Genomic DNA, 24,638 nt, shown 5'->3' with positions numbered 1-24,638 from the left:
CGTCCCCGCCCTCAGCCCGCGTAGGGACGCTCGGCGCGCGCGGTCCGCAACACCCGTCCCCACCAGGCCAGTTGACCGAGCATGCCCTTGGCGGCGCCGGCGCAGACGTCGGCATCGCGCGGGGTGCCGTCCTCGGCGAGGCCGGACCAGGGCCCGTGCAGGCTGACCGAGTCGCGCACCGTCGTCGCGTGCAGCTCGGCGAAGACCAGGCGGAGCTGCTCGACCGCGCGCAGCCCGCCGCCGAGACCGCCGTACGACACGAAGCCGACCGGCTTGGCCTGCCACTGCGTGTAGTGCCAGTCGATGAAGTTCTTCAGGGACGCCGGGAAGCTGTGATTGTACTCGGGCGTGACGACGACGAACGCGTCTGCGGCGGCGAGCCGGGGCGAGATGTCGCCCAGCACGGCCGCGGTCTCGGGGCTGGGCGTGCCGCCGTAGCCGGGCAGCACGAGCGGCAGGTCCGCCTCGGCGAGGTCGATGACGTCGAGGTCGAGGCCGGGGTCGGCGGCGGCCTCGCCGAGGAACCAGTCGGCGACGGCACGGCCCTGCCGCCCTTCCCGGACGCTGCCGACGACGACGGCGAGGCGCAGCGGTGTTGCGGTGTCGTGCGTGGACATGGGCGTCCCCCTGTTCGTGGTGGCCGGCCACTCGTTGCGGCCGACTGCTCAGCAAGGTACAACGGTCGTTGTAAAAATTACAACGGCCGTTGTAGTTCGAGTAGAGTGGCCCGACAGAAGGAGGTGGCCGGTGAGCGAGACGAACGAGTCCCGGCGGGACCAGGCACGGCGCGAGGTCTCACCGCGCAAGCTGGAGAAGCAGATCGCCATCGCGAGCGCGGCCTGCACGGTCTTCGGCCGCGAGGGCTACGCGCGCGCCTCGGTCGACGCGCTCGCCGCCGAGGCCGGCGTCTCCACGCGCACGCTCTACAACCACTTCCCCGGCGGCAAGGCGCAGCTCTTCCAGACGGTGGTGACCTGGTCGTCCAGCGAGGTGCGTGACGCCCAACTGGCCCGACTGCGCGCGGTGTTGGACCCGGAGCGCCCTCCGCGCCCCGACGACCTGGAACGCGACCTGGTCGCCCTGGCCCGCGCGTTCGTCGGCCTGCTCGCCGACTACCCCAACCACTTCGCCCTCGTACGGCACATCCACGCCGAGGCCGACCACGTACCACCGGAGGTCCTCACGGCCTGGCACGAGGCGGGCCCGGCGCCCGTCGGCCGGGCCGTGGCCGAGGCGATGACCCACCTCACAGACGCCGGCCTGCTCGACCCGCACAGCGACCCGGCCATGACCGCCGCCCACTTCACGGCCCTGACCTCGCTCACGATCGTGCAGTCCACCCACTACGGCGTCCTGCCGCTGCCGGCGGCCGAGACGGACCGGGTGGTCAGGGCCGGGGTCGCGGCGTTCCTGCGGGCCTACGGACGCGCGGAGGCCGGTCCCGCCGGTTGAACACCGGCTCGGCGAACGGCCCGGCCCACCGCGGCGGGGCTCACCTACGAGGGCTCCGGTTCCGAGCACGGCACCACAGACGTGCGACGACCGGCACATGGTGGTACGGCCAAGGGGGCGAGGGCGATGGCGGGGCAGCAGCCGGAGCCACGGTCGCAGTCCGGCGTGACCCCGCCCCCCATCCCGCACAACTCCATACGCAGTACTCTCCCCGAAGTGGTTTGCCAGGAAGTACCCCCACACGGGAGCCGGAGTCCATGGTGAGACGCAACGACCAGCGGCGGGCCGTGCTCGTCGACGCCGCGATCGAGGTGCTGGCCCGGGAAGGGGCACGCGGGCTGACGTTCCGGGCGGTGGATGCCGAGGCCGCCGTACCCACCGGCACGGCCTCCAACTACTTCACCGGCCGCGACGACCTGCTCACCCAGGCCGGCGCCCGCGTCTACGAACGGCTCCAGCCCGACGAGGCCACGATCGCCCGCCAGCGCACGGCCGGCCGCGACCGGGAGACGTACGCGGAGCTGATGCGCGAACTCGTCGGCCGGATCGCCTCCTTCCGCACCGGCTACCTCGCGCTGCTGGAACTCCGTCTGGAGGCCACTCGCCGCCCCGGACTGCGCGCGGTGCTCACCGAGCGGGTCCGCACCGACCTCGCCGCCAACCTCGCCTACCACGAGTCCTCCGGCCTGCCCGGCGACGCCACGGCCGTCAAACTGCTCTACCTCGCCCTGAATTGGCTGATCGTCGAACAGCTCACCCTGCCGGACGTCCTTACGGAGGCGGAACGGGACGAGCTGGTGACGGCCGCGGTCGAACGGCTCGTACCGGAACCGTGAGCGGACGCCCGCGATTGCCGGTGGAGGACAGCCCGGGTCACCGCGGCCACAGGGTGCCCCGGGCCCGAAAACGGAGCAGGTCAGAGGGAATGTCCCCCAACCACCGTCCGTAGGCCCTGTGGGACTCGAACCCACAACCAATGGATGAAAAGTCCCGGCGGTTTCCTGATCGACGCTCCTGCTTGCTCCACCACGGTCCGGTTTTGCCTGGTCAGGGAGGTTTTCCCTGACACCAGGTCCAGCGATGGACGGTCTCTGCCACGCCGTCCGCTCACGCATCGCTCACGCATGGCGGGCGGCTGACCTGCGGTTCCGCGCGGATTTCGGACCGGCAGCACGGTCGACGCGCGACCCGCTCGGCGACGGTGCGTTCCTTCGACTCGTCGCGTACCTACGGCAGAGGGCACAGGATGGCCAGCGCCCTCTGTCCACCCACAACTTCCCAGCTCAGCCCGTCCCCGCGGAAGAGCTACACCTATGACCGTCGACCGTCACGCAGCCCCACCCACCGCCAACCTTGCCGAACCGTCCGTGGCTACAGGCCGGACTCGCCGTCCCTGGCAACGGCGGTCACGCTACTGCCGCTTCCCTGGTTCGAGGCTCGATTTGCGGGCGGGACAGCGTGCGGATGTCGCCCAGCACGAGTGGGATGACGGCCACGGCGAGGATCCCGGTTGCGCTGAGGGCCAGTGCGGCGTTCAGCCCCACCACTTGTACGGCCGGGCCGGCAAGGACGTATCCGAGTGGTACCAGCGCCAAGGGGCCCACGTTCGAGAAGGACAGGACGCGGCTGAGCTGTTCCACGGGGATGCGTTCTTGCATCAGGCCGGTCCAGGTCACCATGGCCGTGTCCACCCCGGCGCCCGCGATCAGCATGGCCAGGGACAGGACCGCAAGGCGTCCGTGCGTGGCCATCACTGCCATCGGAAGCGCCATCGTCGCCATGCATCCGCAGATGAGCGGACCGGCGCAGCGGGGGCGCCATGCCATGGCCACCGCCGATCCGACGGCCAGCCCCACTGCGAGTGCTGTGACCGCCAGGCCCCAGGGCTGCGGGCCGCCCAGTTCCTCGGTCGCGTAGACCGGTCCCATCACCTGGACGCCGGCCAACCACAGCATCAGTGCGATGGCGTTCTGCAGGACCATCACCCACATCCATCGTTGGCTCCGGAAGACCCGCCAGCCTTCGGCCACATCTTTGACGGCCTTGGTATGTCCGGTGCTTTCTTTCCGCAGTAGGGGAACACCCACACGGGAGAGCAGCAGCGCCGCGCAGAAGAAACTCAACGCGTCGCAGGCGATGGCCCAGCCGGGCCCGGCAAAAGCGACCACGATACCGCCCACCGCGCGGCCCGCCATCTTCGAGGCGTTCTGCGGAAACCTGAGCATGGCATTGGCCTGTTGTAGCAGTTCGGGACCGACGATCTGCGGGACGACGCTCTGCTGCGCCGGGACGAAGAAGCCATTGGCAGCTCCGGTCACGAGCGCCAGCAGAATCAGGTGCCATACCTGGGCGGTCCCGCTGAGAAGGAGAACGGCCGCCGCCGATTGCGACAGTCCGGAAGTGAGATGCGCGCCCACCATGACGCGCTCCGTGGAGGTCCGGTAGGCCATCGCCCCTCCGACCACCGCCAGCAGCGGCTGCGGAATCATGCGCGCCGCGAGCACCAGACCGAGGTCGGCGGGGCCCCCACCAGCAGCGAATACCGCGAAGGCAAGGGCTACGACGGAGATGTCGGAACCCAGTTGCGACATCACCTGACCCATCCAGTACATCCGGTACGGCCGGTTTCGCAGCAGAGCGGTCACCACCCGCGGATAGCCTGGGCCCACTCCACCCTGGCTTTCCCCGCCTTTGGCTCCGAACATCGTCACGGTCAACAGCCTCCGCTTTCCCCGGTCACACCACACGGCGAACGTCATACCGAACAGGACCAGCCGGCCCCCCCTCGCCCATGCGCTTCGGTGTCAGTGTGCCGAGAGCAATGTCGTGAGCACGCAGGCAATGTGCGCAAGCGGGGCCGGCCGAGTCATCTCCAGGTGAGAGCACTCCACGGGATATTCAGTGACCGGACCCGTCACGAACGGTTGCCAGTTCTTCGCGCAGCGGCCCTTCGCTTCGCCCTGCGTTGCGGAAAAATAGGCCATGGGCCCGTTGAACCGTTCGGCTGGGATGTACCGGCGGGACAGCGTGTAATGTCGCCGATGTGCCTCAAACATGCGATGGAAGGTGTTCTGTCCCAGAAGCCCGTAGGGACTCCCCGCAGCAGCCAGTTCGCCCCTGAGGGCATCGAGGTCCAGCTCTTCCACCTCCGACGGTTGGTCAGTGTCGCCGGGAGATTCGGCATCGTCGTCGAGTTCGCCGAGCATCACCAGGAAATACCGTCTGATGGCGTTTTCCAGGACGAATCCATCGGATTCGCCGTCTGCGGGGACCTCCCGCAGGTCCGGCGGCGGTGCGCTGTCGAGCAGGGCGAGGAGCGGTACGCTCTCTCCGGCCTGCTGAAGCTGCACCGCTGCTTCGAACGCGACCCGCCCGCCGAACGACCAGCCCAGGACGTGGTACGGGCCGTGCAACTGCACCTTCCTGATCTGCTGAACGTAGTCGGCCGCCATCGCCTCGACCGATCCGGGCAGCGCACCTGCACTCAGGGCCCTCGATTGCAGGCCGTAGACCGGCCGGTCCCGCAAGTGGCGGAGCAGACCGGCATAGCCCCAGCTCAGACCAGAAGCGGGATGGACACAGAACAGGGCCGGTCTCGACCCGAGGCGCCGAAGCGGCAGTACGACATCGAGGGCGGCGCCGGCGTCAGCCAGCACCTCGCATCGGCCTGCCAGCGCGGCGACGGTGGGGTAGTCATAGAACATGCTGATCGAGACGTCCGCGCCGAGTGTGGCGCGGATAGCGGCAGTGAGCTCCAGCGCCACGCATGAGTCCCCACCGAGTTCGAAGAAATCATCCTCGATACCGACCCGGTCCCGCTCCAGTGCCTCGGCGAACAGGGAGCACAGGGTGTGCTCCTGGGGGGTGCGAGGGCTCCGGAACGAGCCGCTGCCCGACCCGTGTTCGCGCGCTTCCACGGTCATCGCGCCGACTCGGCGGGAATCCGGTCGGCACTGCCCGACGCGACGGAATCGGGGGCGAACCGCAGGACGCCCTTCAGCAGACAGCGCTCGCCGAAGAACGAGTTACGGCCGTGGAGGACATGGCGATTGTGCATGAACACGGCTTCTCCTCGCTTCAGCAGAACGGGTTCCGCCAGCCCACCGTCGACAATCTTCTGCTCGCAGAAGTCCGCGAAGCGACGTGCCATTTCTACAACTTCGGGCGGATTCTCCGCGGAGACGCGAGTGCTGCTCCAGTTGAAGGAAGGGACTCCATCCTCGTAGAAGAGAATCGTGGAGATACGTCGCTTCTCGCCCTTCTCGAAAAGCACCTCCGTCTCCAGGAGCTGATGGAACAGCTCGGGGTCGAAGGCCGCAAGATAGTTGTATACGTCGACCCCGTCGGCGACTACTGTCGCGCCGCCGAACTGTGCCTGCTGCACACAGTAGAAGAAGAAGATGTCGAAATCGACGTCGGTATACGCTCCGTCGATGTGCAGGGGCATCCGAGTGTTGCCGTAGCGGTACAGGGACTGGTCGATGGCGGCGGGGTCGTATCGGATGTCCAGCCAGCCATCGGATTCCAGAGAAGCTGTTTCCGCGTCCTCGTTCTTGAAGTGGAAGTCACCTAGACGGGAGGCCAGTCCGTGGTAGAGGTTACCGTGGTCCAATTCATCGGGAACTCCGGAAATCCTGACCACTTTGGTGCGGCTCAGCGCCGAGGCCACGTCCTCGACAAATCGTTCCTCACTGCGGTACGGCACCGTGGTCTGGAAGTCGGTGAACGTCTGCATGGACTGGTCCGTTCTCATGATGTGCCCCGCACCCAACGCCTCGGGCGGGAACCGTCGGTGATCTGGATCCGGTGGATTTCGCGGCGCTGCCCCGGGTAATCGTTGAGCGCCTTGTGCTGGACACAGCGGTTGTCCAGGACCACCACGGTTCCTCGAGCCCAACGGATCCGGGCGGTGAATTCATCTTTCACGATATGACCCGCCAGGGAGTCGATCAGTGCCTGCGCCTGGACGTGCGGGAGGCCGGCCAGCCCCGACATGTGGCAGGCACTGACGTAGAGCGTGGGCAGTCCGGTTTCCGGGTGAGCACGGACGAGGGGGTGCCGGTATTCCTGATCGGCTCGTACCGTGTCTGCAATCCGTGCCACATCTCCCAGGTGTAGTTCGGGTGCGGCACTGCCGTGCACCTTGGTCGCCGTGAATACCCCGTCCAGATCGTGGATCCGGTTCTTCATCTCCTGTGTGAGTGCCTCGTATGCGGCGCTCATATCGGCCACCATGGTGTCGCCGCCGCTCTCGGGGATGTCGATCCCCATGAGCACCGTGTGCGACGGCGGAATCTCGTGATACGGGGAGTCGGTGTGCCAGACGCCGCCGAAGTTCCCCTTGCTGGTCGGCTCCTTGATGATGCGCAGGATTTCCGGGAGGCCCGCCATCGGTTCGCCGAACGGGTAGGGAGCGACCGTTCCGAAGCGTCGTGCGAAACCGAGGAATTCCGCGGGCGAAAGATGTTCTTGCCCTCTGACACACAGCACGTGCCTGTCGCGCAGCATCTCGGCGAGAGCGGCAAAGGTGGCATCGTCAAGGGCGGAGAGGTCCGCCCCCGTGACCTCCGCACCGAACCTGCCGTTCATGGCGTTCACGCGAAGGGCCGCCAAAGACACTACGGCCCCGGGCCCGGACTCAGATCCGGACTTCACAGGATCAGCCGATGCCGCCGAAGCCGAGGTACCCGTACGCATCCCGGAAGTCATGGCGCGCCGCCCGCCGACACCGCGGCTCCGCTCACTTCGATGCCGCGGTCACCATCCGTCGATCCGGGTGCGATCGTGCGGGCCCAGTCGAGGGCGACACCGCACTGCCGCGGCTTGGGCCGCTCCGCTGCGGACAGCACTTCTGCATGCAGGGGCACGGATTCGTGCCAGAGCGAGGCGAGGAACTCAGAGTCGTTCCGCGACAGATAGGGGCTCTGCAGTCCTTCGTACCCGGGCGGTACGCAGGTCAGGGTCGGCACCCGGAGGTCATAGAGCCGACCGCTCCACAGGTCCTTGGTGTCCGCCGTAGGACGGCACGCACGGTGGTCGATCGCGTCGAGTACCGGAGAGCCCGGAACGAAGCGCAGGCTGTTCTCCCCCGTCGGGAAATCCCGGCGGCCGAAGTAGGCCACGATGCGGTCCTGCCTTCGGACCAGCGACTTGTCGCGGAACGCGGCCGTCATGATCGTCGGTACCGCCACTCCACCCGCGTCGCGATATTGCTCAACTGCTGTCATTCTCATCTGCAGTTGCGGTTTGCTGTCGAAGGCGCTGACAGAGACGCGCAACTCCGCGCGGAGCTCGGCCAGGCGGACGGCGACCTCGTCGGGCAATGCCCGGAACACTTTGGTGATAAATACCGTGTGATGGCCCGATTCCCGAATGAGTTCGGTCAGCCGTACGGCCTTCGGCCAGTCCCACGAGGCATCGCTGTTCCAGCCGTTACGGAGGTAGCCCTGGGTGGCCGGGATCGCCGCCAGGTCGGTGCGGAGCACCTCCTCGTCCAGCACATTGGGGACCCGGGTGCCGAAGTCGTAGCCGGACTCGAAAGCTCCCTTGGCAGCGAAGCAGCTGCCGTAGCAGACCTGCGTTGCCGGCAGGCAGCCCAGCATCAGGTCGGTGGTGAGCGAATCGAAGGGCAGTCCGCCGGCACGCCCTGCTCGGATGAGGCTCCCCTCCGGGACCTTCAGCGAAGCGCCCTTGCCATAGGGCTGGTACGCACCGGCCGCCAGCCGCCGCAGCCGCTTCGCCGCCTCGTCACTGCCGTCGGCGAGCTCTGCCAGTTCCCTCGCGACCGTCGCGGCACGCGCGGCCGTCATGCGTCGCTCCCGGCGCCGGCGACCGACGGCGTGCCGACGAACGTCCGGCGTGCCCGCTTGAGTTCACGGTGAACACTGCGCAGCTGGCCGCAGCCGCCGCCCACGTCCACGCCCGCGCTCACGCAGATGCTCACATCGAATCCGGCGGCGTCCAAGCCATCACGGAAGTGCTCGTACCGGGCCGGCGGCGACGGAATCAGACCCGCGTCCGGCACCTCGTTCCACGACTTGAGCTTGACCGAGAACACGTCGCGGTCCAGCAGCTTCACCAGCCTGTCCAGATCGGCGTCGGAGTCGTTGACACCGTCGAAGAGCAGGTAGTTCACGATCACCGGAACCCCGGAGCTCAGCCGGTACTCCCGGGCGGCGGCCAGCACGTCTTCCAGCGGATACGTTCTGTTCGTGGGGATCAGCCGGGTTCGTACCTCGTTGGTCGTCGCGTGCAGGGAGACGCTCAGCAGGCTGATCGGCATGCTGGGCAGTCGGCGCATCTGGGGGACGATGCCGGAGGTCGTCACCGTCACCTGCTCGGTGAGCCCGTCCGCGAGCAGCCGCGTGGCCGCGTCCCGCAGGTTGTCGAAGTTGAGCAGCGGCTCGCCCATTCCGGCCACGACGACCTTGGTGAACCTGCCGCCCGGGATCCCGTCGGGCAGGTCGGCGGCGGTCAGCGCCACCTGGTCGTAGATCTCCTGGCTGGTGAGATCGCCGAGATTGCGCTGCTTACCGGTCTCGCAGAACACGCATCCGACGTTGCAGCCGGCCTCCGTGGAGATACAGGTGTGCGGCTCGTCGCCGAGCTTGTAGTAGATGCTTTCCACCGTGCTCCCGGAACTGGGAACACTCCACAGATACTTGATGCTGCCGTCGGTCGAGGTTTTCTTTTCGGCAATCTTCATGCGCTGTCAGGCTCCTCAGTTCTCCGTCACCGCGGCCGTCCGCCGCCGTGCCTCACACGCCTCGCTATGCCGGAGATGCCACTCCCACGACTTCACCCTCCGGCACCGCGAAATACTCCGAAGGGGCGAAGATCTTCGTCCCCTTGAGCCAGCGCACCCCCTCGAAAAGCTCCCGCCGGTGGAGAACCTGCGCGTTGTCGTAGACGACGAAGTCACCCATGCGCCATTCATGGCTGTAAATGTTCTGGTCGCTCAGGCAGTGCCGGAGCAGCTGATCCTTCAATGCGCTGCCTTCTTCATCGGATACGCCGAGGAACCGCTCGGTGTTCTCGCTGGCATAGACGAACTCGCCGTTCCCTTGGGGAGAGGTGAGAAGTACCGGATGCGAGACCTCGACGTGTTCCACGTTGTCGTGTGTGGGCGCCGGTCGCCGGGTCGACCACAAGGGGCGGATGCGTTCGACGAGTTCGGCCGGGAGCGAGAGCTGGTCCACGGCCGTCGTGGCAAAGCTCGTCGCCCCGCCGCGCGTCGGCGGGACCAGGCAGTACAGCGAGGCCAGAGTGGCCGGATCGCAGCGGAATTCCTGGTCTGAGTGCCAGTAGTCGGTGTGGTTGTCGGCGACACCGATCGGCTTCCCCGACGCGTCCTGAAACCCGGTGAGGTAACTGACGAAGCGGGTGGACGGTGCATGCGACCACGTGCGCGCAGGCTCCTCCAGTCGCCCGTCGCCGAGTTGTCTGCTCACCCGTTCCAGCGCGTCATCGTCCAGTACTTGGTCACGGAACACCAGGACGCCGCACCCAGCCAATGTGGTGCGGATTTCCTTAATGGCTTGGACATCGAGAGTGCGCACGTCGAATCCGGTAACCTCAAGACCGAATCGAGGGTGAAGACTGTTCGATTCCATGATCATATCCTTCGCTTTGACAGACGTCATGACGGGTGACGATCACTATTCGCCTGCACGGAACTCAAACTGTTGACATTCAAACGGCACCGTTCGGGCAGAATCAACCGTAATGCCTGACCGCCATCCCCAAGGGCATATGCAGCAGCAGTCTCCGCCTATGGAGCAATCGAAGCTCGCCAAATTCGCCCATGTGATTGCGCCGTACCAAGCGGACGATGATGGAGAACCTGGGTGCCGAGAAGGTGTCATGCGCGGCCTGACCGAGCAGTGGGAGGCGGCGCTCGACGCGCGACCGGCAATGAGGCCCGCACACGTCGTCCTACCAGGGAAGGCCGGCGTCGGCGTGATGCCCCTACAGCCGGGAGTCTTGCGCCAGTACTGTGGCTTGCTCACTCGGTGGGGATACGGGACCTCGGGGGCTTGCCCAGTGGCCGTGATGCTCGACAAGTCGGAGAGCTGGATGTCCCAGGTCGAGCGGGACGTGATCCCGGTCAACAGCCTGGGGACCCTGCGCCACCTCTGCGATGTCCTGGACATCCCACTGTCTGAACTCCTCGGCGCCGCACCACCACCCGGGCAACCGCCGGTATCGGCTCACCGCCGGTCCGCCTCCACTAGGGTTGTCCGCGATCTCGCTCCGGAGGAGGGCGACGACCCCGTGCGACGCCGTGAACTTCTGGCCGCTGCGGCGGTGGTCTTCACCTCTCCCCTGGCCGGCGCCACACCAGCCGCGGCCGCACGCTCGCACCGCTCGAAGATCTCCTGCTCTACGGCACCCCACTGTGCCCAAGGACAGTGATGTGTCACCGGCCGGCGTAGCTGCCGCGGTGAAGACGTCCCGTCGGAACTTCCGGGCTGCCCGCTACGACGCACTGGCCCGAACCCTGCCTGGTCAGATCGCGCAGGCCAAAGCCCTGGAACCGGTGGAGCTGTCGGCCACGGCGGTCGCCTGGTGGAGATGTTCGACGCGATCGCCGACGAGAGCGAAGTGATCGCGGCCGAGCACGAAGCTCGCCGCGAGCAGATCGCCCGCTGCAAGCCCAGCAAGGCCCACCGCCCCGTAGGAGCCGAGCGGAAGCTGCTCGCGGCCGAACGGGCCAAGCTGGCGGAGATGAAGCCGTTCCGGAAGATCACCGGTCCGGCCACCCGGCAGGCGATCCACCGCACCCTGCGTACGGCGTTGAACTCCGCCATCGCCCAGCAGCTGATCATCCTCAACCCGGTCTCCCACGTCGAGTTGGAGTCCGGCAAGCGCCCCAAGCCCCTCCTCTGGACCGAGGAGCGGGTCCGGCGCTGGCGCGAGACGGGCGAGATCCCCGGCCCGGTCATGGTGTGGACCCCCCGGCAGTTCGGCGTCTTCCTCGACGCCGCCGAAGGCGACCGGCTCTACGCGATCTACCACCTCATGGGCTCCCGCGGCCTCCGTCGCGGCGAGGCGGTCGGCCAGGACTGGCACGAGATCGACCTCGGCGCTGGCCTCATCACTCCGGCCAAGGAGATCGTGGTCGACGGCTGGGACCTCTACGAGTCCGAGCCGAAGACGGACGGCAGCGCGAACACGAACGCGCTCGACAGCATGAACATCGCCGTCCTGCGCGACCACAAGACCCGCCAGGACAAGGAGCGTGCGGACTGGGGCGGCGCCTGGAAGGACACGGGCAAGGTCTTCACGAAGGAGGACGGCTCCTGGCTCCACCCCGAGACGGTCTCGGAGACCTTCCGCCGCATCCTCGCCACGACCGACCTACCGCCCATCACCCTGCGGGACCTGCGCCACGTGGTCGCGACGCTCACGCACGGAGGGGGCGGCGACATCCACACGGTGAAGGAGACGCTCCGGCACTCCACCATCACGCTGACGTCGGACACGTACACGAGTCTGCTCCCCGAGCTGGACCGTGAAATCGCCGAGAAGGCAGCGAAGCTGATCCCCCGGTCGCGTCCGGCAGCTGCCGAATCGTCCGCCCCGGCGGCAGCCGATCCGCAGGCCACAGGTACATCCGCTCACGCATCGCTCACGCACGGGCCCGAAAACGACTCAGCGCCCGAGCCGACCGAAGCCGACCCGAGCGCTGCGTAGCAGGTCAGAGGCCATGTCCCCCTCCTGCAACCCGTAGGCCCTGTGGGACTCGAACCCACAACCAATGGATTAAAAGTCCACTGCTCTGCCAATTGAGCTAAGGGCCCGGGCGATGTTGCCTGTCCGAGCATAGCCGGACGTGGCCGTGTCTCCGATCGGGTATCGGGGACACGGCCGCGTCGCCGGGACGGTCTGTCACTTTTCGACCAGCTCGGGAGCCGAGGCGCGGTCCCCGTCGAGGAACCAGTGGCGGGCCGATGCCAGCCACCAGGTCGCCGCGGAGCCCAGGACGACCAGGACGGCGACGGGGGCGTAGTTGAACGTCTTCCAGGTGACCGGGGAGACCTGCGGGAGCATGAAGAGGATCGTGATCGCCAGCACCCACAGCACGGACACCACACCGATCGGGCCCGACCAGCGGCCCAGGTGCCACGGTCCGCGTTCGAAGGCGGTGCCCTTGCGGACCCGGAGGAAGGTCGGGATGACGTACGCGATGTACAGCCCGATCACCGCGATCGACGTCACCGCCGCGTACGCCGTCGAGTTGATCAGATACGGCAGGCCGAGGGCGAGCGCGGCCAGCGCGGCCAGCCAGACCGCCGCCACGGGGGTGCGGGTGCGCGGGCTGACCGTGTGCCAGATGTGCGAGAAGGGCAGCGCGCCGTCACGCGAGAAGGCGTAGATCATGCGGCTGTTGGCGGTCACCGAGGCCATCCCGCAGAAGAGCTGGGCGCCGATCACCACCAGCAGCAACAGCTTGCCCGTGGTCGCTCCCAGCGCGTCCAGGAGGATCTGGGCCGGGGGCGCGCCCGTCGGGGACGCCAGCTCCTTGTCGTAGGACTGGATCGCGAAGGTGAAGCCCAGGAGGAGGACGAAACCCGCGATCCAGGAGGTCCAGATCGAGCGGACGATGCCCTTCGGACCGGCCGTGGACGCGTCGTGGGTCTCCTCCGTCATATGGGCGGAGGCGTCGTAGCCCGTGAAGGTGTACTGGGCCATCAGGAGGCCGAGGAGGACCACGTACAGGCCGCTGCCCCAGCCCGTCTCGTTGACGAACTTCGTGAACACGAAGGACGCCGACTGGTGGTGGTCGGGGACGAAGGCGAGCGCGCCGACGATCACGGCGACGCCGAGCACGTGCCACCACACGCTCACGCTGTTCAGGAACGCGACGATCCGCACGCCGAAGGTGTTCAGCAGGCCGTGCAGGACGAGGATCGCGGCGAAGAGGAGGACCGTGCGGCCGGGCGTCACCTCGAAGTCGAACTGGAGGTTCAGGTACGCGCCCAGGAAGGAGGCCGCGCCGAAGTCGATGCCGGCGGTCACCGCGACCTGGCCCAGCACGTTGAACCAGCCGGTGAACCACGCCCAGGCCGCTGCCGAGCGGGGCGGTGCGAGGCGGTGCGCCCAGAAGTACAGACCCGCCGACGTCGGGTAGGCCGAGCAGATCTCGGCCATCGACAGACCCACGAACAGCGTCATCAGGCCGACGGCCACCCAGCCCCAGACGATCACCGCCGGGCCGCCGGTGGTCATGCCGAAGAGGTACAGGGTCAGACAGCCGGACAGCACCGAGATGATCGTGAAGGAGACGGCGTAGTTCGAGAACGCCGACATCCGGCGGGCGAGGACCTGGGTGTAGCCGAGCTGGGCCAGCCGTTCCTCGTCCGACAGGCCGTGTGCGCCGTGTGCTCCGCTCGCTCTCTCGTCATCTGTCATGCCCCCAGCAATTCCCTCCGCACAGGCATGACATGCGCCACCGGACGGCCTCGATGGCGAAAAAGGGCCCGTACGACCATGTCGTACGGGCCCTTCTCAGATCACTCGCCGGTGCTCACGCGGCAGTGCTCACGCGGCGTCAGCCGTTGCGCTTCCAGCGCGGCTTGTCATCGCGGCGGCCGAAGGAGCCGCTGGCGCCGCGGTGGTCGTCACGACGGCCGTAGGGGCGGTCGTGGCCACCGGAGCGGAAGCCCGGGCGGTCGTCGCGGCGGTCGCGGTTGAACGGACGGTCGCTGCCCCGGTGCCCACCGCGCTCGTCGCGGCGGAAGCCGCCACGGTCGTCACGGCGCTCGAAGGAACGGCCGCCACGGTCGCCACCGCGGTCGCCACCACGGTCACGGTCGAACGGACGACGCTCGTCACGCCGCTCGTCACGACGCTCGAAACCACGCCCACCACGGTCGCCACCACGGTCGTCACGACGCTCGAAGGAACGGCCACCACGGTCGCCACCACGGTCACGGTCGAACGGGCGACGCTCGTCACGACGCTCGAAACCACGCCCACCACGGTCGCCACCACGGTCGTCACGGCGCTCGCGGCGCTCGTACGGCGCCGAAGCCGCCGGACGCTCCTCGCGCGCGGCAGGCTGCTCGGCGGCGGCCTCGGCCACCGCCAGCTCCTCCGCCGCCGTCGCCTGGGCCTCGGCCACCGCGGCCTCCGGGTCCTCGCCGCGCTCGCGGGCGACCCGGGCGACCAGACGGTCGGACTCCTCGCGCAGCTCGGTGGCGCGACGCTGGGCACGCTCCAGCTGCTTGGTGAGCTGGGCGACCTCGCGCTCGGCCTGCTGCGCGGCGTTGCCCGCGGACTCGGCCTGGACCTCGGTCATCGAGCGGGCGCCGGTGATCTCGGCGACCTCCGGGTCGAAGGCGCCGGCGCCCTGGATGATGTGGCGCGCGGCGTCGACGCCGGCGTCCTCCATCAGGCGGAAGATCTGGCGGCGCTGGTGCGGCAGCGAGAGCGAGACGACCGTGCCGGTACGGCCCGCGCGGGCGGTACGGCCGGCGCGGTGCAGGTAGTCCTTGTGGTCGCCGGCCGGGTCCACGTTCAGGACCAGGTCGATGCCGTCGACGTGGATACCGCGCGCGGCGACGTCGGTCGCGACGAGGACGTTGACGTAACCGTCCTTGAAGTCGGCCAGCGTGCGGGTGCGCGCGCCCTGGGTCATGCCGCCGTGCAGCGCGTCGGACTTCACACCGGCGTCGCGCAGCTGCTCGGCGACGCGGTCGGCGCCCAGCTGGGTGCGCACGAAGATGATCGTGCGGCCCTTGCGGGAGGCGATCGCGGCGGTGACCGGCGCCTTGTCCTTGGGCTTCACGATGAGGATGTGGTGCGACATGGTCGTCACCGCGCCCTGGGCCGCGTCCACCTCGTGCGAGACGGGGTTGTTCAGGTAGCGGTCGACCAGGGTCTGGATCTCGTTCTCCATCGTGGCGGAGAAGAGCATGCGCTGGCCGCCCGAGGGGACCTGGTCGAGCAGCTCGGTGACCTCGGGCAGGAAGCCCAGGTCGGACATCTGGTCGGCCTCGTCGAGGACGGCGATCTGCACGTCCTCCAGGGAGCAGGCGCCGCGGTTGATGATGTCGCGCAGACGGCCCGGGGTGGCGACGAGGACGTCGACGCCGCGCTCCAGGGCGTAGATCTGGTTGCCCATCGACGTACCGCCGCAGACGACCTTCATCTTCAGGCCGAGGACGTCGCCGTACGGCTGGAGGGCGTCGGCGACCTGCATGGCCAGCTCGCGGGTGGGGGTGAGGATGACCGCGCGGGGCTTGTGCTTCTGGGTGCGGCCGCCGGCCAGCGTGGCCAGGGTCGGCAGACCGAAGGAGAGGGTCTTGCCGGAGCCGGTGCGGCCACGGCCGAGGATGTCCTTGCGGGCCAGGGCGTCCGGGATGGTCGCGGCCTGGATCGGGAAGGGGGTGGTGACGCCGTTCTGTGCGAGCTTGCGCACGATTCCCTCGGGCAGGCCGAGGTCGGCAAAGGTGGTCTGGGGGGTGGTGTCAGTGGCCTCGGGGGCCTCGGTGACCTCGGTCGTCTCGTCGGTGAGTTCGTTCTCAAGCTCGTTGAGCTCGTTCTCGGACACGACGAACTGGTCAGTACTGGACACGGACATGCGAATGCGAAACCTTCCGGAGTCTCTTCGGCACGCGCCCGTCAACTCCGTGATTCGCTCACGACCGCCTCAATGCGGTCCGCCACGGCAAAGGAGAGTACGCGCCACACGGCGCGCTCTGCAGTGGCGCCGGGCAAATGGGATCAAACGATCTACCACCATACGCACCCACCACCCCTGAAGGCAAACCGGTCCTCATCGCCGCAGGTCAGCCATTGATCCGGCCACTCACGCCGGTACGCCTGCCGCCGGGGCCGGCTCACGCTGGACCAGCTGCGGTCCCGTCTCCTCGTGCGCCGAGGAGGACGGCTCGGCCGACGGGGGCTCGGACGTCGCCGGAGGCGGGGTGGAGGGCGGGGGCACGGGCGGCGCGGAGGTGACCGGCGGGGCCGGCGGGGCCTTGGTCGGCGCCGGGTCCCCTGGCTTGACGGTCTTCCCGGGCCTGCCGGGCTGCGCGGGCGTCGCGGACGCGCTGGCCGAGCCGGACGGGCTGGCCGACGCGCTCGGCGACTCCCCGGGCTTCGCCTTGCCGCCGTTCCCGTGCTTGCCGTCGCCCGCCGCGGCCCCGCGCTCCCGGCCGCCGACGCCGTCCACCGGGCCGCCGTCGGGCGCCTCGCCGCCGTGCTGCCCGGCCGAGTGCGAGGGCCGGGCCCGGCCGGCGTCGTCACCCACGTTCACACAGCCGGCCGCCGCCGCGACGGCCAGCATGGTGACGGCGAGCCGGACGGGTACGTACAAGGGGCGCACGGCGGCCACCTCCGAGGGCAAGGAAAGAAGTCAACCTTCCCAACTCCCGCCGCCCGCAAGAGGACACGCGCCGCGCCCACTTCGACGCCCCCCGGTCCACCGAGTCCTCCCCGACAATGGTCATGTGCTGGAGATGACACGTGACAGATTCGAAGAGCTGGTGAGCGAGGCCCTGGACCGGATCCCGCCGGAGCTGACGCGGGTCATGGACAACGTGGCCGTCTTCGTGGACGACGAGCCGCCCGCCGCCGATCCGGAGCTGCTGGGCCTGTACGAGGGGACCCCGCTCACGGAGCGCGGGGAGTGGTACGCCGGGGTCCTCCCGGACCGCATCACGGTCTACATGGGTCCGACCCTGCGCTACTGCGAGACGGCCGAGGACGTGGTCCACGAAGTGGCCGTGACGGTCGTCCACGAGGTGGCGCACCACTTCGGCATCGAGGACGCCCGGCTCCACGAACTGGGCTGGGGCTGACGGGGAGCAGCCAGGGGTCCGGGGCGGTGGGCCCATGGCGGGGCGATGCCGCATATCCACCCCCGGACATGGGCATACGGGACCAATGGTCCGCGTTCCCGTCGCAGCCCTCCGCACGCTGACGAACCGCGTACGCCCCGCCCGCCGGAGCACCCGTACGCTCCCCGCCCCGGATCCGGCCGCCGCCCGGCCCGGCCGCGGCTGGCCGAGCGCCCTCGGCCTCATGGCCGTCGTCCTCGTCGGCGCCTGGCTGGGCCTGCTGATCGTCGGGAACGTCCGAACCCCGGTCGGCCCGATGAACACGACGATGGCGCTGCGCCCCTCCCTCACCGGCGGCACGAGGATCAACATCTCTCCGCTGGGCGCGCTCACCCTGGACAGCCATGTGGCCCCGGTCCGGCTCGACGTCAACGTCGACCAGCTCGACCCGCTCCGTGCCCAGGCCCTGGTCGCCCACCCCGAGCGGCTCTCCGGCCTGCAGGACGAGGTCGCCGCGGACGTCGAGCACGGCACGCTGGACCTGGCCGTGCGCTCCTGCGTCGCCGTGGTCGCCGGCGCCGGTGTCCTCGGTCTCGCCGTCTACCGCCGCCCGCGCCGGGCCCTGGCGGCCGGCGGACTGGCCCTGGCGCTGCTCGCCGCCTCGGGCGCGTCGGCGTACGCCACCTGGAACCCGAAGTCGGTGCTGGAGCCCAAGTACTCGGGACTGCTGTCCTCGGCGCCGTCCGTGGTCGGCAACGCGCGCAGCATCGTCACCGAGTTCGACGTCTACCAGAAGGAGCTGGCCCGCCTGGTGACGAACGTGACGAAGCTCTACGACGTCACCTCCACGCTCCCGGCCTACCAGCCGGACCCCTCCACCATCCGGGTCCTGCACGTGTCGGACATCCACCTCAACCCGGCGAGCTGGAAGATCGTCGCCTCGCTGGTGGAGCAGTACAAAGTGAACGTGATCGTCGACTCGGGCGACACGATGGATCACGGCACAGCGGCCGAGAACGGCTTCCTGGACCCGATCAGGGACCTGGGCGTGCCGTACGTCTGGGTGCGCGGCAACCACGACTCGTCGGCCACCCAGCACTATCTGGAGCGGATGAGGAACGTGCACGTCCTGGACGACGGCCGCGCGCAGACGGTCGCCGGCCTGCGCTTCGCGGGCATGGGCGACCCGCAGTTCACCCCCGACCGCTCGGCGGTGCCGGGCGGCAACGCGGCCGAGCAACTGGCCGGCGACCGGCTGGCCAGCGCCCTGCGCGACCAGAAGGCCCGGCACACCCCGGTCGACGTCGCCGTCGCCCACGAGCCGTCGGCGGCGCGCGAGACGGACGGCGAGGTGCCGCTGGTGCTCTGCGGCCATCTGCACCACGAGGGGGACGAGATGCTGCCCTACGGCACCCGGCTGCGCATGGAGGGCTCCACGGGCGGGAGCGGGCTGCGCGCGGTGGAGGGGAAGTACCCGGCCCCCATCGAGGCCTCGATCCTCTACTTCGACCGGGACAGCCGCCGCCTCCAGGCCTGGGACGCGATCAAACTGGGCGGCCTGGGCGAGACGACGGCCGAGGTCAGCCGCCATCTGGCCGTCCCGGTCAAGCCCGGTGCCGCCCCCTCCTCCGCCGGCTCGCCGACCTCCTCCTCCCCCTCGCCGTAAACCGTTTTGGCGATAGCGCTCGCCATCCCATATGCTTCTCACGTCCCCGACGCGCTGAGAAGCGCCCAGGCGGGCCGATAGCCCTCATCGTCTAGCGGCCTAGGACGCCGCCCTTTCAAGGCGGTAGCACGGGTTCGAATCCCGTTGGGGGCACGCAAGATCGTGTGCGACACTGTTGCATGCACAAGCTTGGTCCTGTGGAGCAGTTTGGAGTGCTCGCCACCCTGTCAAGGTGGAGGCCGCGGGTTCAAATCCCGTCAGGACCGCTGGTGTTTCACGTGAAACACCGTGGCTGGGTAGCTCAGTTGGTACGAGCGTCCGCCTGAAAAGCGGAAGGTCGCCGGTTCGACCCCGGCCCCAGCCACAGCCACGAAGGCCCCGTTCGACGAACGGGGCCTTCGTCGTATCGCGGCCGCATGTGGGGGCATTCGTGGCAGACGACTTCCGAGGTTTCGAGATCGCCCGGCGCGGCTACGATCGCGCCCAGGTGGACGACTATCTGGCCCGGCTGAGCACGGGTACGCCGCACGGGACGCCGCCCGTCTTCGACATCGTCCGACGCGGATACGACCGGACGCAGGTGGACGCGCGGATCGCACAGCTGCTGAACGGGGGAGCGGGGAGATGAGCCAGGACCAGGCTCCGATCACGGCGTACACCCAGCTGGAGAAGGTCCGGGCGCGGTACGGGCTGTTCGCGGTCATCGCGAGCAATCTTGCGATCGTCGTGGTCGCGATCGTCGGCGTGTGGCGGCTGGACGGGGACAAGTCGGTGATCATCGGCATCCTGACCGCCGCGTTCACCGCGGTGAGCAGCATGACCACCGCCTACCTGGGGATCAAGGCCATCTCCAACACGGCGAAGTCGATCGTGCTGGCGCAGCAGGGCGGTGCGCCGGCCTCGACACCACCGGCCGCCGTGCCACCGGCCCAGCGCACTCCCTAGTGCAGCAGTCAGTGCAGCAGTCAGTGCTGTATTCGGCTTCCCGTCGTGGGGCGCCGACAAATCGTTCGCCTGTTTTTCGGACGGGGTGAGATCCTGGACCGCGTATGTCTACGCATCCCGCCCCCGCCCTCGGCACCCTCGCCCCCCGTCTGACCGAGCTGTCGCTGCGCGACGCGCATCGGCTCGGCCGGCGGCTCGAGGGCGCGCGCAAGATCCGTAAGCCGGAGGCCCGCGCCGCCGTCCTCGCCGAGATCGAGGCGGAGGTCGCCAAGGCCGAGGCACGGATCGGTGAACGGCGTGCCCGTGTGCCCGCCGTCACGTATCCCGAGCAGCTGCCCGTCAGCCAGAAGAAGGACGACATCGCGGCCGCCATCCGCGATCACCAGGTCGTCATCGTCGCCGGTGAGACCGGTTCCGGTAAGACGACCCAGATCCCGAAGATCTGTATGGAGCTGGGCCGGGGCGTGCGCGGCATGATCGGGCACACCCAGCCCCGCCGTATCGCCGCACGCACGGTCGCCGAGCGGGTGGCGGACGAGCTGAGCACGCCGCTCGGCGAGGCCGTCGGCTGGAAGGTCCGCTTCACCGACCAGGTGAACCCGGACGCCACCTTCGTCAAGCTGATGACCGACGGCATCCTGCTCGCCGAGATCCAGACCGACCGCGAGCTGCGCGCCTACGACACGATCATCATCGACGAGGCCCACGAGCGGTCCCTCAACATCGACTTCCTGCTGGGCTATCTCGCCCAGCTGCTGCCGAAGCGGCCGGATCTCAAGGTCGTCATCACCTCCGCCACCATCGACCCCGAGCGCTTCTCGCGGCATTTCGGGGACGCGCCGATCATCGAGGTCAGCGGACGGACGTACCCGGTCGAGGTGCGCTACCGGCCACTCCTGGAGGAGGACTCCGAGGACGCCGACCGGGACCAGATCACCGCGATCACGGACGCCGTCGAGGAGCTGATGGCCGAGGGCAAGGGAGACGTCCTCGTCTTCCTCTCGGGTGAACGGGAGATCCGGGACACCGCCGACGCGCTGGAGAAGAAGAAATACCGGTTCACGGAGGTACTGCCGCTGTACGCGCGGCTCTCGCACGCCGAGCAGCACCGGGTCTTCCAGCCGCACACCGGACGCAGGATCGTTCTGGCGACCAACGTCGCCGAGACGTCCCTCACCGTCCCCGGCATCAAGTACGTCATCGACCCCGGCTTCGCCCGGATCAGCCGCTACAGCCATCGCACCAAGGTCCAGCGACTGCCCATCGAGCCGGTCTCGCAGGCCAGCGCCAACCAGCGCAAGGGCCGCTGCGGCCGTACGTCCGACGGCATCTGCATCCGGCTGTACAGCGAGGACGACTTCCTCGCCCGCCCGGAGTTCACGGACGCCGAGATCCTCCGTACGAACCTGGCGAGCGTCATCCTCCAGATGACCGCGGCCGGCCTCGGCGAGATCGAGAAGTTCCCCTTCATCGACCCGCCGGACCACCGCAACATCCGCGACGGCGTGCAGCTGCTCCAGGAGCTGGGCGCGCTGGACCCGGAGCAGAAAGACCCCCGCAAGCGGCTGACCGACACCGGCCGCAAGCTGGCCCAGCTGCCCGTCGACCCGCGGCTGGCCCGCATGGTCCTGGAGGCGGACAAGAACGGCTGTGTCCGCGAGGTCATGGTCATCGCCGCCGCGCTGTCCATCCAGGACCCGCGTGAGCGCCCGGCCGAGAAGCAGGCCCAGGCCGACCAGCAGCATGCCCGCTTCAAGGACGAGACCAGCGACTTCCTCGCCTATCTGAACCTGTGGCGGTACGTCCGCGAGCAGCAGAAGGAACGCGGCTCCAGCTCGTTCAGGCGGATGTGCAAGCAGGAGTACCTGAACTTCCTGCGGATCCGCGAATGGCAGGACATCTACACCCAGCTGCGCACGGTCGCCAAGCAGATGGGCATCCACCTCGCCGAGGAAGACGCCCCCGGCGACCGCATCCATGTCTCCCTTCTCGCCGGCCTCCTCTCCCACATCGGGATGAAGGACGTGAAGGAGGGCAACAAGAACGAGTACCTGGGCGCCCGCAGCGCCAAGTTCGCGATCTTCCCGGGCTCCTCGCTGTTCCGCAAGCAGCCCAAGTTCGTGATGTCGGCCGAGCTGGTGGAGACCTCGCGGCTGTGGGCCCGGGTCAACGCCAAGATCGAGCCGGAGTGGGTCGAGCCGCTCGCCGGGCACCTGCTGAAGCGGACGTACAGCGAACCGCACTGGGAGAAGGACCAGGCGGCCGTGATGGCGTACGAGAAGGTCACGCTGTACGGCGTACCGATCGTCGCCCAGCGGAAGGTGAACTACGGCCGGATCGAGCCGGAGGTCTCGCGCGAGCTGTTCATCCGCAACGCGCTCGTGGAGGGCGACTGGCGCACGCACCACAAGTTCTTCGCGGACAACCGCAAACTCCTCAGCGAGGTCGAGGAGCTGGAGCACCGCGCCCGGCGCCGGGACATCGTGGTCGACGACGACACGCTCTTCGACTTCTACGATCAGCGCGTCCCCGAACACGTGGTGTCGGGCGCCCACTTCGACTCCTGGTGGAAGCACAAGCGGCACGAGCAGCCCGAGTTCCTGGACTTCGAGCGCGAGATGCTCATCCGGGAGTCGGCGGAGGCGGTGACGAAGGCCGACTATCCGGACTCCTGGCAGCAGGGCAACCTCAAGTTCAGGGTCACCTACCAGTTCGAGCCGGGCGCGGACGCGGACGGTGTGACCGTCCACATCCCGCTCCAGGTGCTCAACCAGGTCACGGACGAGGGCTTCGACTGGCAGATCCCGGGCCTGCGCGAGGAGGTCGTGACGGAGCTGATCCGCTCCCTGCCCAAGCCGATCCGCCGTCATTACGTGCCCGCGCCGAACTACGCGAAGGCGTTCCTGGAGCGGGCGGTGCCGTTGCAGGAGCCGCTGACGGTGACGATGGCGCGCGAACTGAAGCTCATGGTCGGAGTGCCGTTCGACGCGGACGACTTCGACTGGGCGAAGATCCCGGACCATCTGACGATCACTTTCCGGATCGTCGACGAACGGCGGCGGAAGCTCGACGAGGACAAGGACCTGGAGGCGCTGAAGCTGCGTCTGCGGCCGAAGGCGCGGAAGGCCCTCTCCCAGGCGGCGGCAGCGACCGCCGAACGCCAGGGCGGGGAGTCGCTGGAGCGGGGCGGCCTGACCGACTGGACGATCGGCACGCTCACCCGGGTCTTCGAGACCCGCCGGGCCGGTCAGCCGGTGAAGGCGTACCCGGCACTCGTGGACGACGGCGACACCGTCTCGGTACGGCTCTTCGACACGGAGGCCGAGCAGGCGGAGGCCATGTGGAAGGGCACGCGGCGCCTGATCCTGCGCAACATCCCGGTGAACCCGGCGAAGTTCGCGTCCGAGAAGCTGACCAACGCCCAGAAGCTCGCCCTGTCGGCGAACCCGCACGGCTCCATCCAGGCCCTCTTCGACGACTGCGCGATGGCCGCGGCGGACAAGCTGATCGCGGACTTCGGCGGGCCGGTGTGGGACGAGGAGTCGTACCGGAAGCTGTACGACAAGGTCCGCGCGGAGATCGTGGACACGACGGTCCGCACGGTCGGCCAGGTCCAGCAGGTCCTGGCCGCCTGGCAGGCCTGTGAGCGCCGCCTGAAGGCCGTACAGAGCCCCACCCTCCTGGCAAACCTCACGGACGTCCGCAAGCAGCTGGACGCCCTCGTGAAGCCGGGCTTCGTGACCTGGGCCGGCATACGCCGCCTGCCCGACCTCATGCGCTATCTGGTGGCCGCGGACCGGCGGCTGCAGCAGATGCCGACGGGCGCCCAGCGGGACACCAGCCGTATGGAGAAGGTCCACGAGATGCAGGACGAGTACGCCTGGCTCGTGGAACAGCTCCCCCAGGGCCGCCCGGTGCCCTCCTCGGTCCTGGACATCCGCTGGATGATCGAGGAGCTCCGGGTCAGCTACTTCGCCCACGCGCTGGGCACGGCGTACCCGGTCTCCGACAAGCGGATCGTGAAGGCGATCGACGCCGCCGTACCGTAACGGCTCGGGCACAGGGGGTGAGTTCGACCAGGCGGCCCCACCTCCTGTACAGTCTCATCTCGCAGCGCAAGGAAACAAACCAAGCGCCGCGAAACCTGGTCCTGTGGAGCAGTTTGGAGTGCTCGCCACCCTGTCAAGGTGGAGGCCGCGGGTTCAAATCCCGTCAGGACCGCTTCGAAGAAGGGCCCGCATCCGGCAACGGACGCGGGCCCTTTCTCGTGCCCGCAGGGAGGGCCGCCGCTTCCGGTGGAGCGCCCGCCCCCCGTCGCCGCCAGTGCCGCCAGGCCCTCTCCCAGGCCGATGGAGCCCGCCGTGGGTGTCCCGTTCCCTTGACGGCGTCACATTCCGTCTGTACCCAGAAGACAGGGCCCGCTTCCCTCCGTGTGGCCCCTGGAGGTGGCGTATGGCGGCATCGGCCAGGCATGAGACGCGGGCGCTGCTGAGGGCGCATCTGTCGGCCGCCTCGTCCTACCGGCATCTGACCCGCCACTGCCCCGTCTGCCACCACCTCCTGCGGCTGGCGATGACCGCCGGCCCACGAGCCCGGGAGGCGGGCGAGGAGGACGTCGAGGGCGTCGGGGACCTCGAGGACGTCGAGGACGAAAGTCCTCGTAGCGCGTGACCAACGCCGGTCCCAACAGGCCGCCACGCGTGGGACTCTGGAACATGACTTTCCCCTAGCGCACGCATGCCGTCGGCAACAACTGCCCGGCCATGTGACGGGAGTCACCGCATGAG

General features: G+C 68.6%; 20 protein-coding genes, 5 tRNA genes and 1 pseudogene. 14 read left to right on the top strand and 12 right to left on the bottom strand.

Going from position 1 to position 24,638, the window contains the following annotated elements:
• Positions 1 to 11 precede the first annotated feature (11 nt).
• Entirely contained in the window at positions 12 to 617 is a 606-nt protein-coding gene (locus ADK64_RS27815) for an NADPH-dependent FMN reductase (protein ID WP_053663215.1), read from the bottom strand.
• A 130-nt stretch (positions 618 to 747) separates the two neighbouring features.
• On the opposite strand from ADK64_RS27815, the gene ADK64_RS27810 reads away from it, so the two are divergent.
• Positions 748 to 1,452, top strand: a complete 705-nt coding sequence (locus ADK64_RS27810; protein WP_053663213.1) for a TetR/AcrR family transcriptional regulator — start codon at positions 748 to 750, stop codon at positions 1,450 to 1,452.
• A gap of 257 nt (positions 1,453 to 1,709) precedes the next feature.
• On the top strand, positions 1,710 to 2,288 hold the full coding sequence (locus ADK64_RS27805; RefSeq protein WP_053663211.1) for a TetR/AcrR family transcriptional regulator: 579 nt from the start codon (positions 1,710 to 1,712) through the stop codon (positions 2,286 to 2,288).
• Between the two features lie 570 nt (positions 2,289 to 2,858).
• On the opposite strand, the gene ADK64_RS27800 is transcribed toward ADK64_RS27805, so the two are convergent.
• The 7 genes from ADK64_RS27800 to ADK64_RS27770 all read right to left on the bottom strand — a co-directional run bounded on the left by ADK64_RS27800 (position 2,859) and on the right by ADK64_RS27770 (position 10,064).
• On the bottom strand, positions 2,859 to 4,097 hold the full coding sequence (locus ADK64_RS27800; RefSeq protein WP_159046343.1) for an MFS transporter: 1,239 nt from the start codon (positions 4,095 to 4,097) through the stop codon (positions 2,859 to 2,861).
• 159 nt (positions 4,098 to 4,256) lie between these two features.
• A complete protein-coding gene (locus tag ADK64_RS27795; protein ID WP_053663206.1) occupies positions 4,257 to 5,375 on the bottom strand; it encodes a thioesterase domain-containing protein in 1,119 nt (372 codons plus the stop codon).
• On the bottom strand, positions 5,372 to 6,187 hold the full coding sequence (locus ADK64_RS27790) for a TauD/TfdA family dioxygenase (RefSeq protein ID WP_053663204.1): 816 nt from the start codon (positions 6,185 to 6,187) through the stop codon (positions 5,372 to 5,374). The genes ADK64_RS27795 and ADK64_RS27790 overlap by 4 nt, the downstream gene beginning before the upstream one ends.
• 14 nt (positions 6,188 to 6,201) lie before the next feature.
• The gene (locus ADK64_RS27785; protein WP_053663201.1) at positions 6,202 to 7,041 is read right to left on the bottom strand and encodes a TauD/TfdA dioxygenase family protein; all 840 of its coding nucleotides are present in this window, start codon (positions 7,039 to 7,041) and stop codon (positions 6,202 to 6,204) included.
• Positions 7,042 to 7,157: 116 nt separating this feature from the next.
• The gene (locus ADK64_RS27780; RefSeq protein ID WP_053663199.1) at positions 7,158 to 8,261 is read right to left on the bottom strand and encodes a hypothetical protein; all 1,104 of its coding nucleotides are present in this window, start codon (positions 8,259 to 8,261) and stop codon (positions 7,158 to 7,160) included.
• Positions 8,258 to 9,157 carry a 23S rRNA (adenine(2503)-C(2))-methyltransferase RlmN gene (locus ADK64_RS27775; protein WP_053663197.1) on the bottom strand — a complete coding sequence of 300 codons (900 nt, stop codon included), beginning with the start codon at positions 9,155 to 9,157 and terminating at the stop codon, positions 8,258 to 8,260. The genes ADK64_RS27780 and ADK64_RS27775 overlap by 4 nt, the downstream gene beginning before the upstream one ends.
• Before the next feature lie 64 nt (positions 9,158 to 9,221).
• Entirely contained in the window at positions 9,222 to 10,064 is an 843-nt protein-coding gene (locus ADK64_RS27770; protein WP_159046342.1) for a TauD/TfdA dioxygenase family protein, read from the bottom strand.
• 439 nt (positions 10,065 to 10,503) lie between these two features.
• Between ADK64_RS27770 and ADK64_RS46140 the strand changes: the two genes are divergently transcribed.
• Together ADK64_RS46140 and ADK64_RS27765 are read left to right on the top strand one after the other, a co-directional pair.
• Positions 10,504 to 10,866, top strand: a complete 363-nt coding sequence (locus ADK64_RS46140) for a hypothetical protein (protein WP_159046341.1) — start codon at positions 10,504 to 10,506, stop codon at positions 10,864 to 10,866.
• Positions 10,867 to 11,010: 144 nt separating this feature from the next.
• Positions 11,011 to 12,147: pseudogene (locus ADK64_RS27765) on the top strand (site-specific integrase); the annotation flags it as partial.
• Positions 12,148 to 12,181: 34 nt separating this feature from the next.
• Here the strand turns inward: ADK64_RS27765 and ADK64_RS27760 are convergent.
• The 4 genes from ADK64_RS27760 to ADK64_RS27745 form a co-directional block, all read right to left on the bottom strand.
• A tRNA-Lys gene (locus tag ADK64_RS27760) sits at positions 12,182 to 12,254 on the bottom strand.
• An 88-nt stretch (positions 12,255 to 12,342) separates the two neighbouring features.
• Positions 12,343 to 13,866, bottom strand: coding sequence for an amino acid permease (locus tag ADK64_RS27755; protein WP_053663193.1), 1,524 nt, complete (start codon positions 13,864 to 13,866; stop codon positions 12,343 to 12,345).
• A gap of 139 nt (positions 13,867 to 14,005) precedes the next feature.
• A complete protein-coding gene (locus ADK64_RS27750; protein ID WP_053663191.1) occupies positions 14,006 to 16,039 on the bottom strand; it encodes a DEAD/DEAH box helicase in 2,034 nt (677 codons plus the stop codon).
• Between the two features lie 228 nt (positions 16,040 to 16,267).
• Positions 16,268 to 16,786, bottom strand: coding sequence for a hypothetical protein (locus tag ADK64_RS27745; RefSeq protein ID WP_053663234.1), 519 nt, complete (start codon positions 16,784 to 16,786; stop codon positions 16,268 to 16,270).
• Between the two features lie 124 nt (positions 16,787 to 16,910).
• Here ADK64_RS27745 and ADK64_RS27740 point away from each other — a divergent pair, with 124 nt between their 5' ends.
• From ADK64_RS27740 to ADK64_RS27695, 10 genes are all read left to right on the top strand, one after another.
• The gene (locus ADK64_RS27740) at positions 16,911 to 17,261 is read left to right on the top strand and encodes a metallopeptidase family protein (RefSeq protein WP_053663189.1); all 351 of its coding nucleotides are present in this window, start codon (positions 16,911 to 16,913) and stop codon (positions 17,259 to 17,261) included.
• 85 nt (positions 17,262 to 17,346) lie between these two features.
• Complete coding sequence (locus ADK64_RS27735) at positions 17,347 to 18,906, top strand: metallophosphoesterase family protein (protein WP_107093105.1); 1,560 nt, start codon at positions 17,347 to 17,349, stop codon at positions 18,904 to 18,906.
• Positions 18,907 to 18,986: 80 nt separating this feature from the next.
• Positions 18,987 to 19,059 (top strand) — tRNA-Glu (locus tag ADK64_RS27730).
• A 38-nt stretch (positions 19,060 to 19,097) separates the two neighbouring features.
• Positions 19,098 to 19,172, top strand: a tRNA-Asp gene (locus ADK64_RS27725).
• 24 nt (positions 19,173 to 19,196) lie between these two features.
• Positions 19,197 to 19,270, top strand: a tRNA-Phe gene (locus tag ADK64_RS27720).
• 66 nt (positions 19,271 to 19,336) lie between these two features.
• Positions 19,337 to 19,534 carry a DivIVA domain-containing protein gene (locus tag ADK64_RS46135; protein ID WP_053663187.1) on the top strand — a complete coding sequence of 66 codons (198 nt, stop codon included), beginning with the start codon at positions 19,337 to 19,339 and terminating at the stop codon, positions 19,532 to 19,534.
• Complete coding sequence (locus ADK64_RS27710; protein ID WP_053663185.1) at positions 19,531 to 19,851, top strand: hypothetical protein; 321 nt, start codon at positions 19,531 to 19,533, stop codon at positions 19,849 to 19,851. Before ADK64_RS46135 ends, ADK64_RS27710 begins: the two co-directional genes overlap by 4 nt.
• Before the next feature lie 104 nt (positions 19,852 to 19,955).
• Positions 19,956 to 23,900 (top strand): ATP-dependent RNA helicase HrpA, encoded by a 3,945-nt coding sequence (hrpA, locus tag ADK64_RS27705; RefSeq protein ID WP_053663183.1) that lies wholly within the window; start codon positions 19,956 to 19,958, stop codon positions 23,898 to 23,900.
• Positions 23,901 to 23,997: 97 nt separating this feature from the next.
• Positions 23,998 to 24,072 (top strand) — tRNA-Asp (locus ADK64_RS27700).
• A 231-nt stretch (positions 24,073 to 24,303) separates the two neighbouring features.
• Complete coding sequence (locus tag ADK64_RS27695) at positions 24,304 to 24,522, top strand: DUF6274 family protein (RefSeq protein ID WP_053663181.1); 219 nt, start codon at positions 24,304 to 24,306, stop codon at positions 24,520 to 24,522.
• Positions 24,523 to 24,638: the final 116 nt, after the last annotated feature.

This window comes from Streptomyces sp. MMG1121 (genome assembly GCF_001280015.1).
Lineage (GTDB): Bacteria > Actinomycetota > Actinomycetes > Streptomycetales > Streptomycetaceae > Streptomyces.
This window is presented reverse-complemented; position numbering and strand designations above follow the sequence as displayed.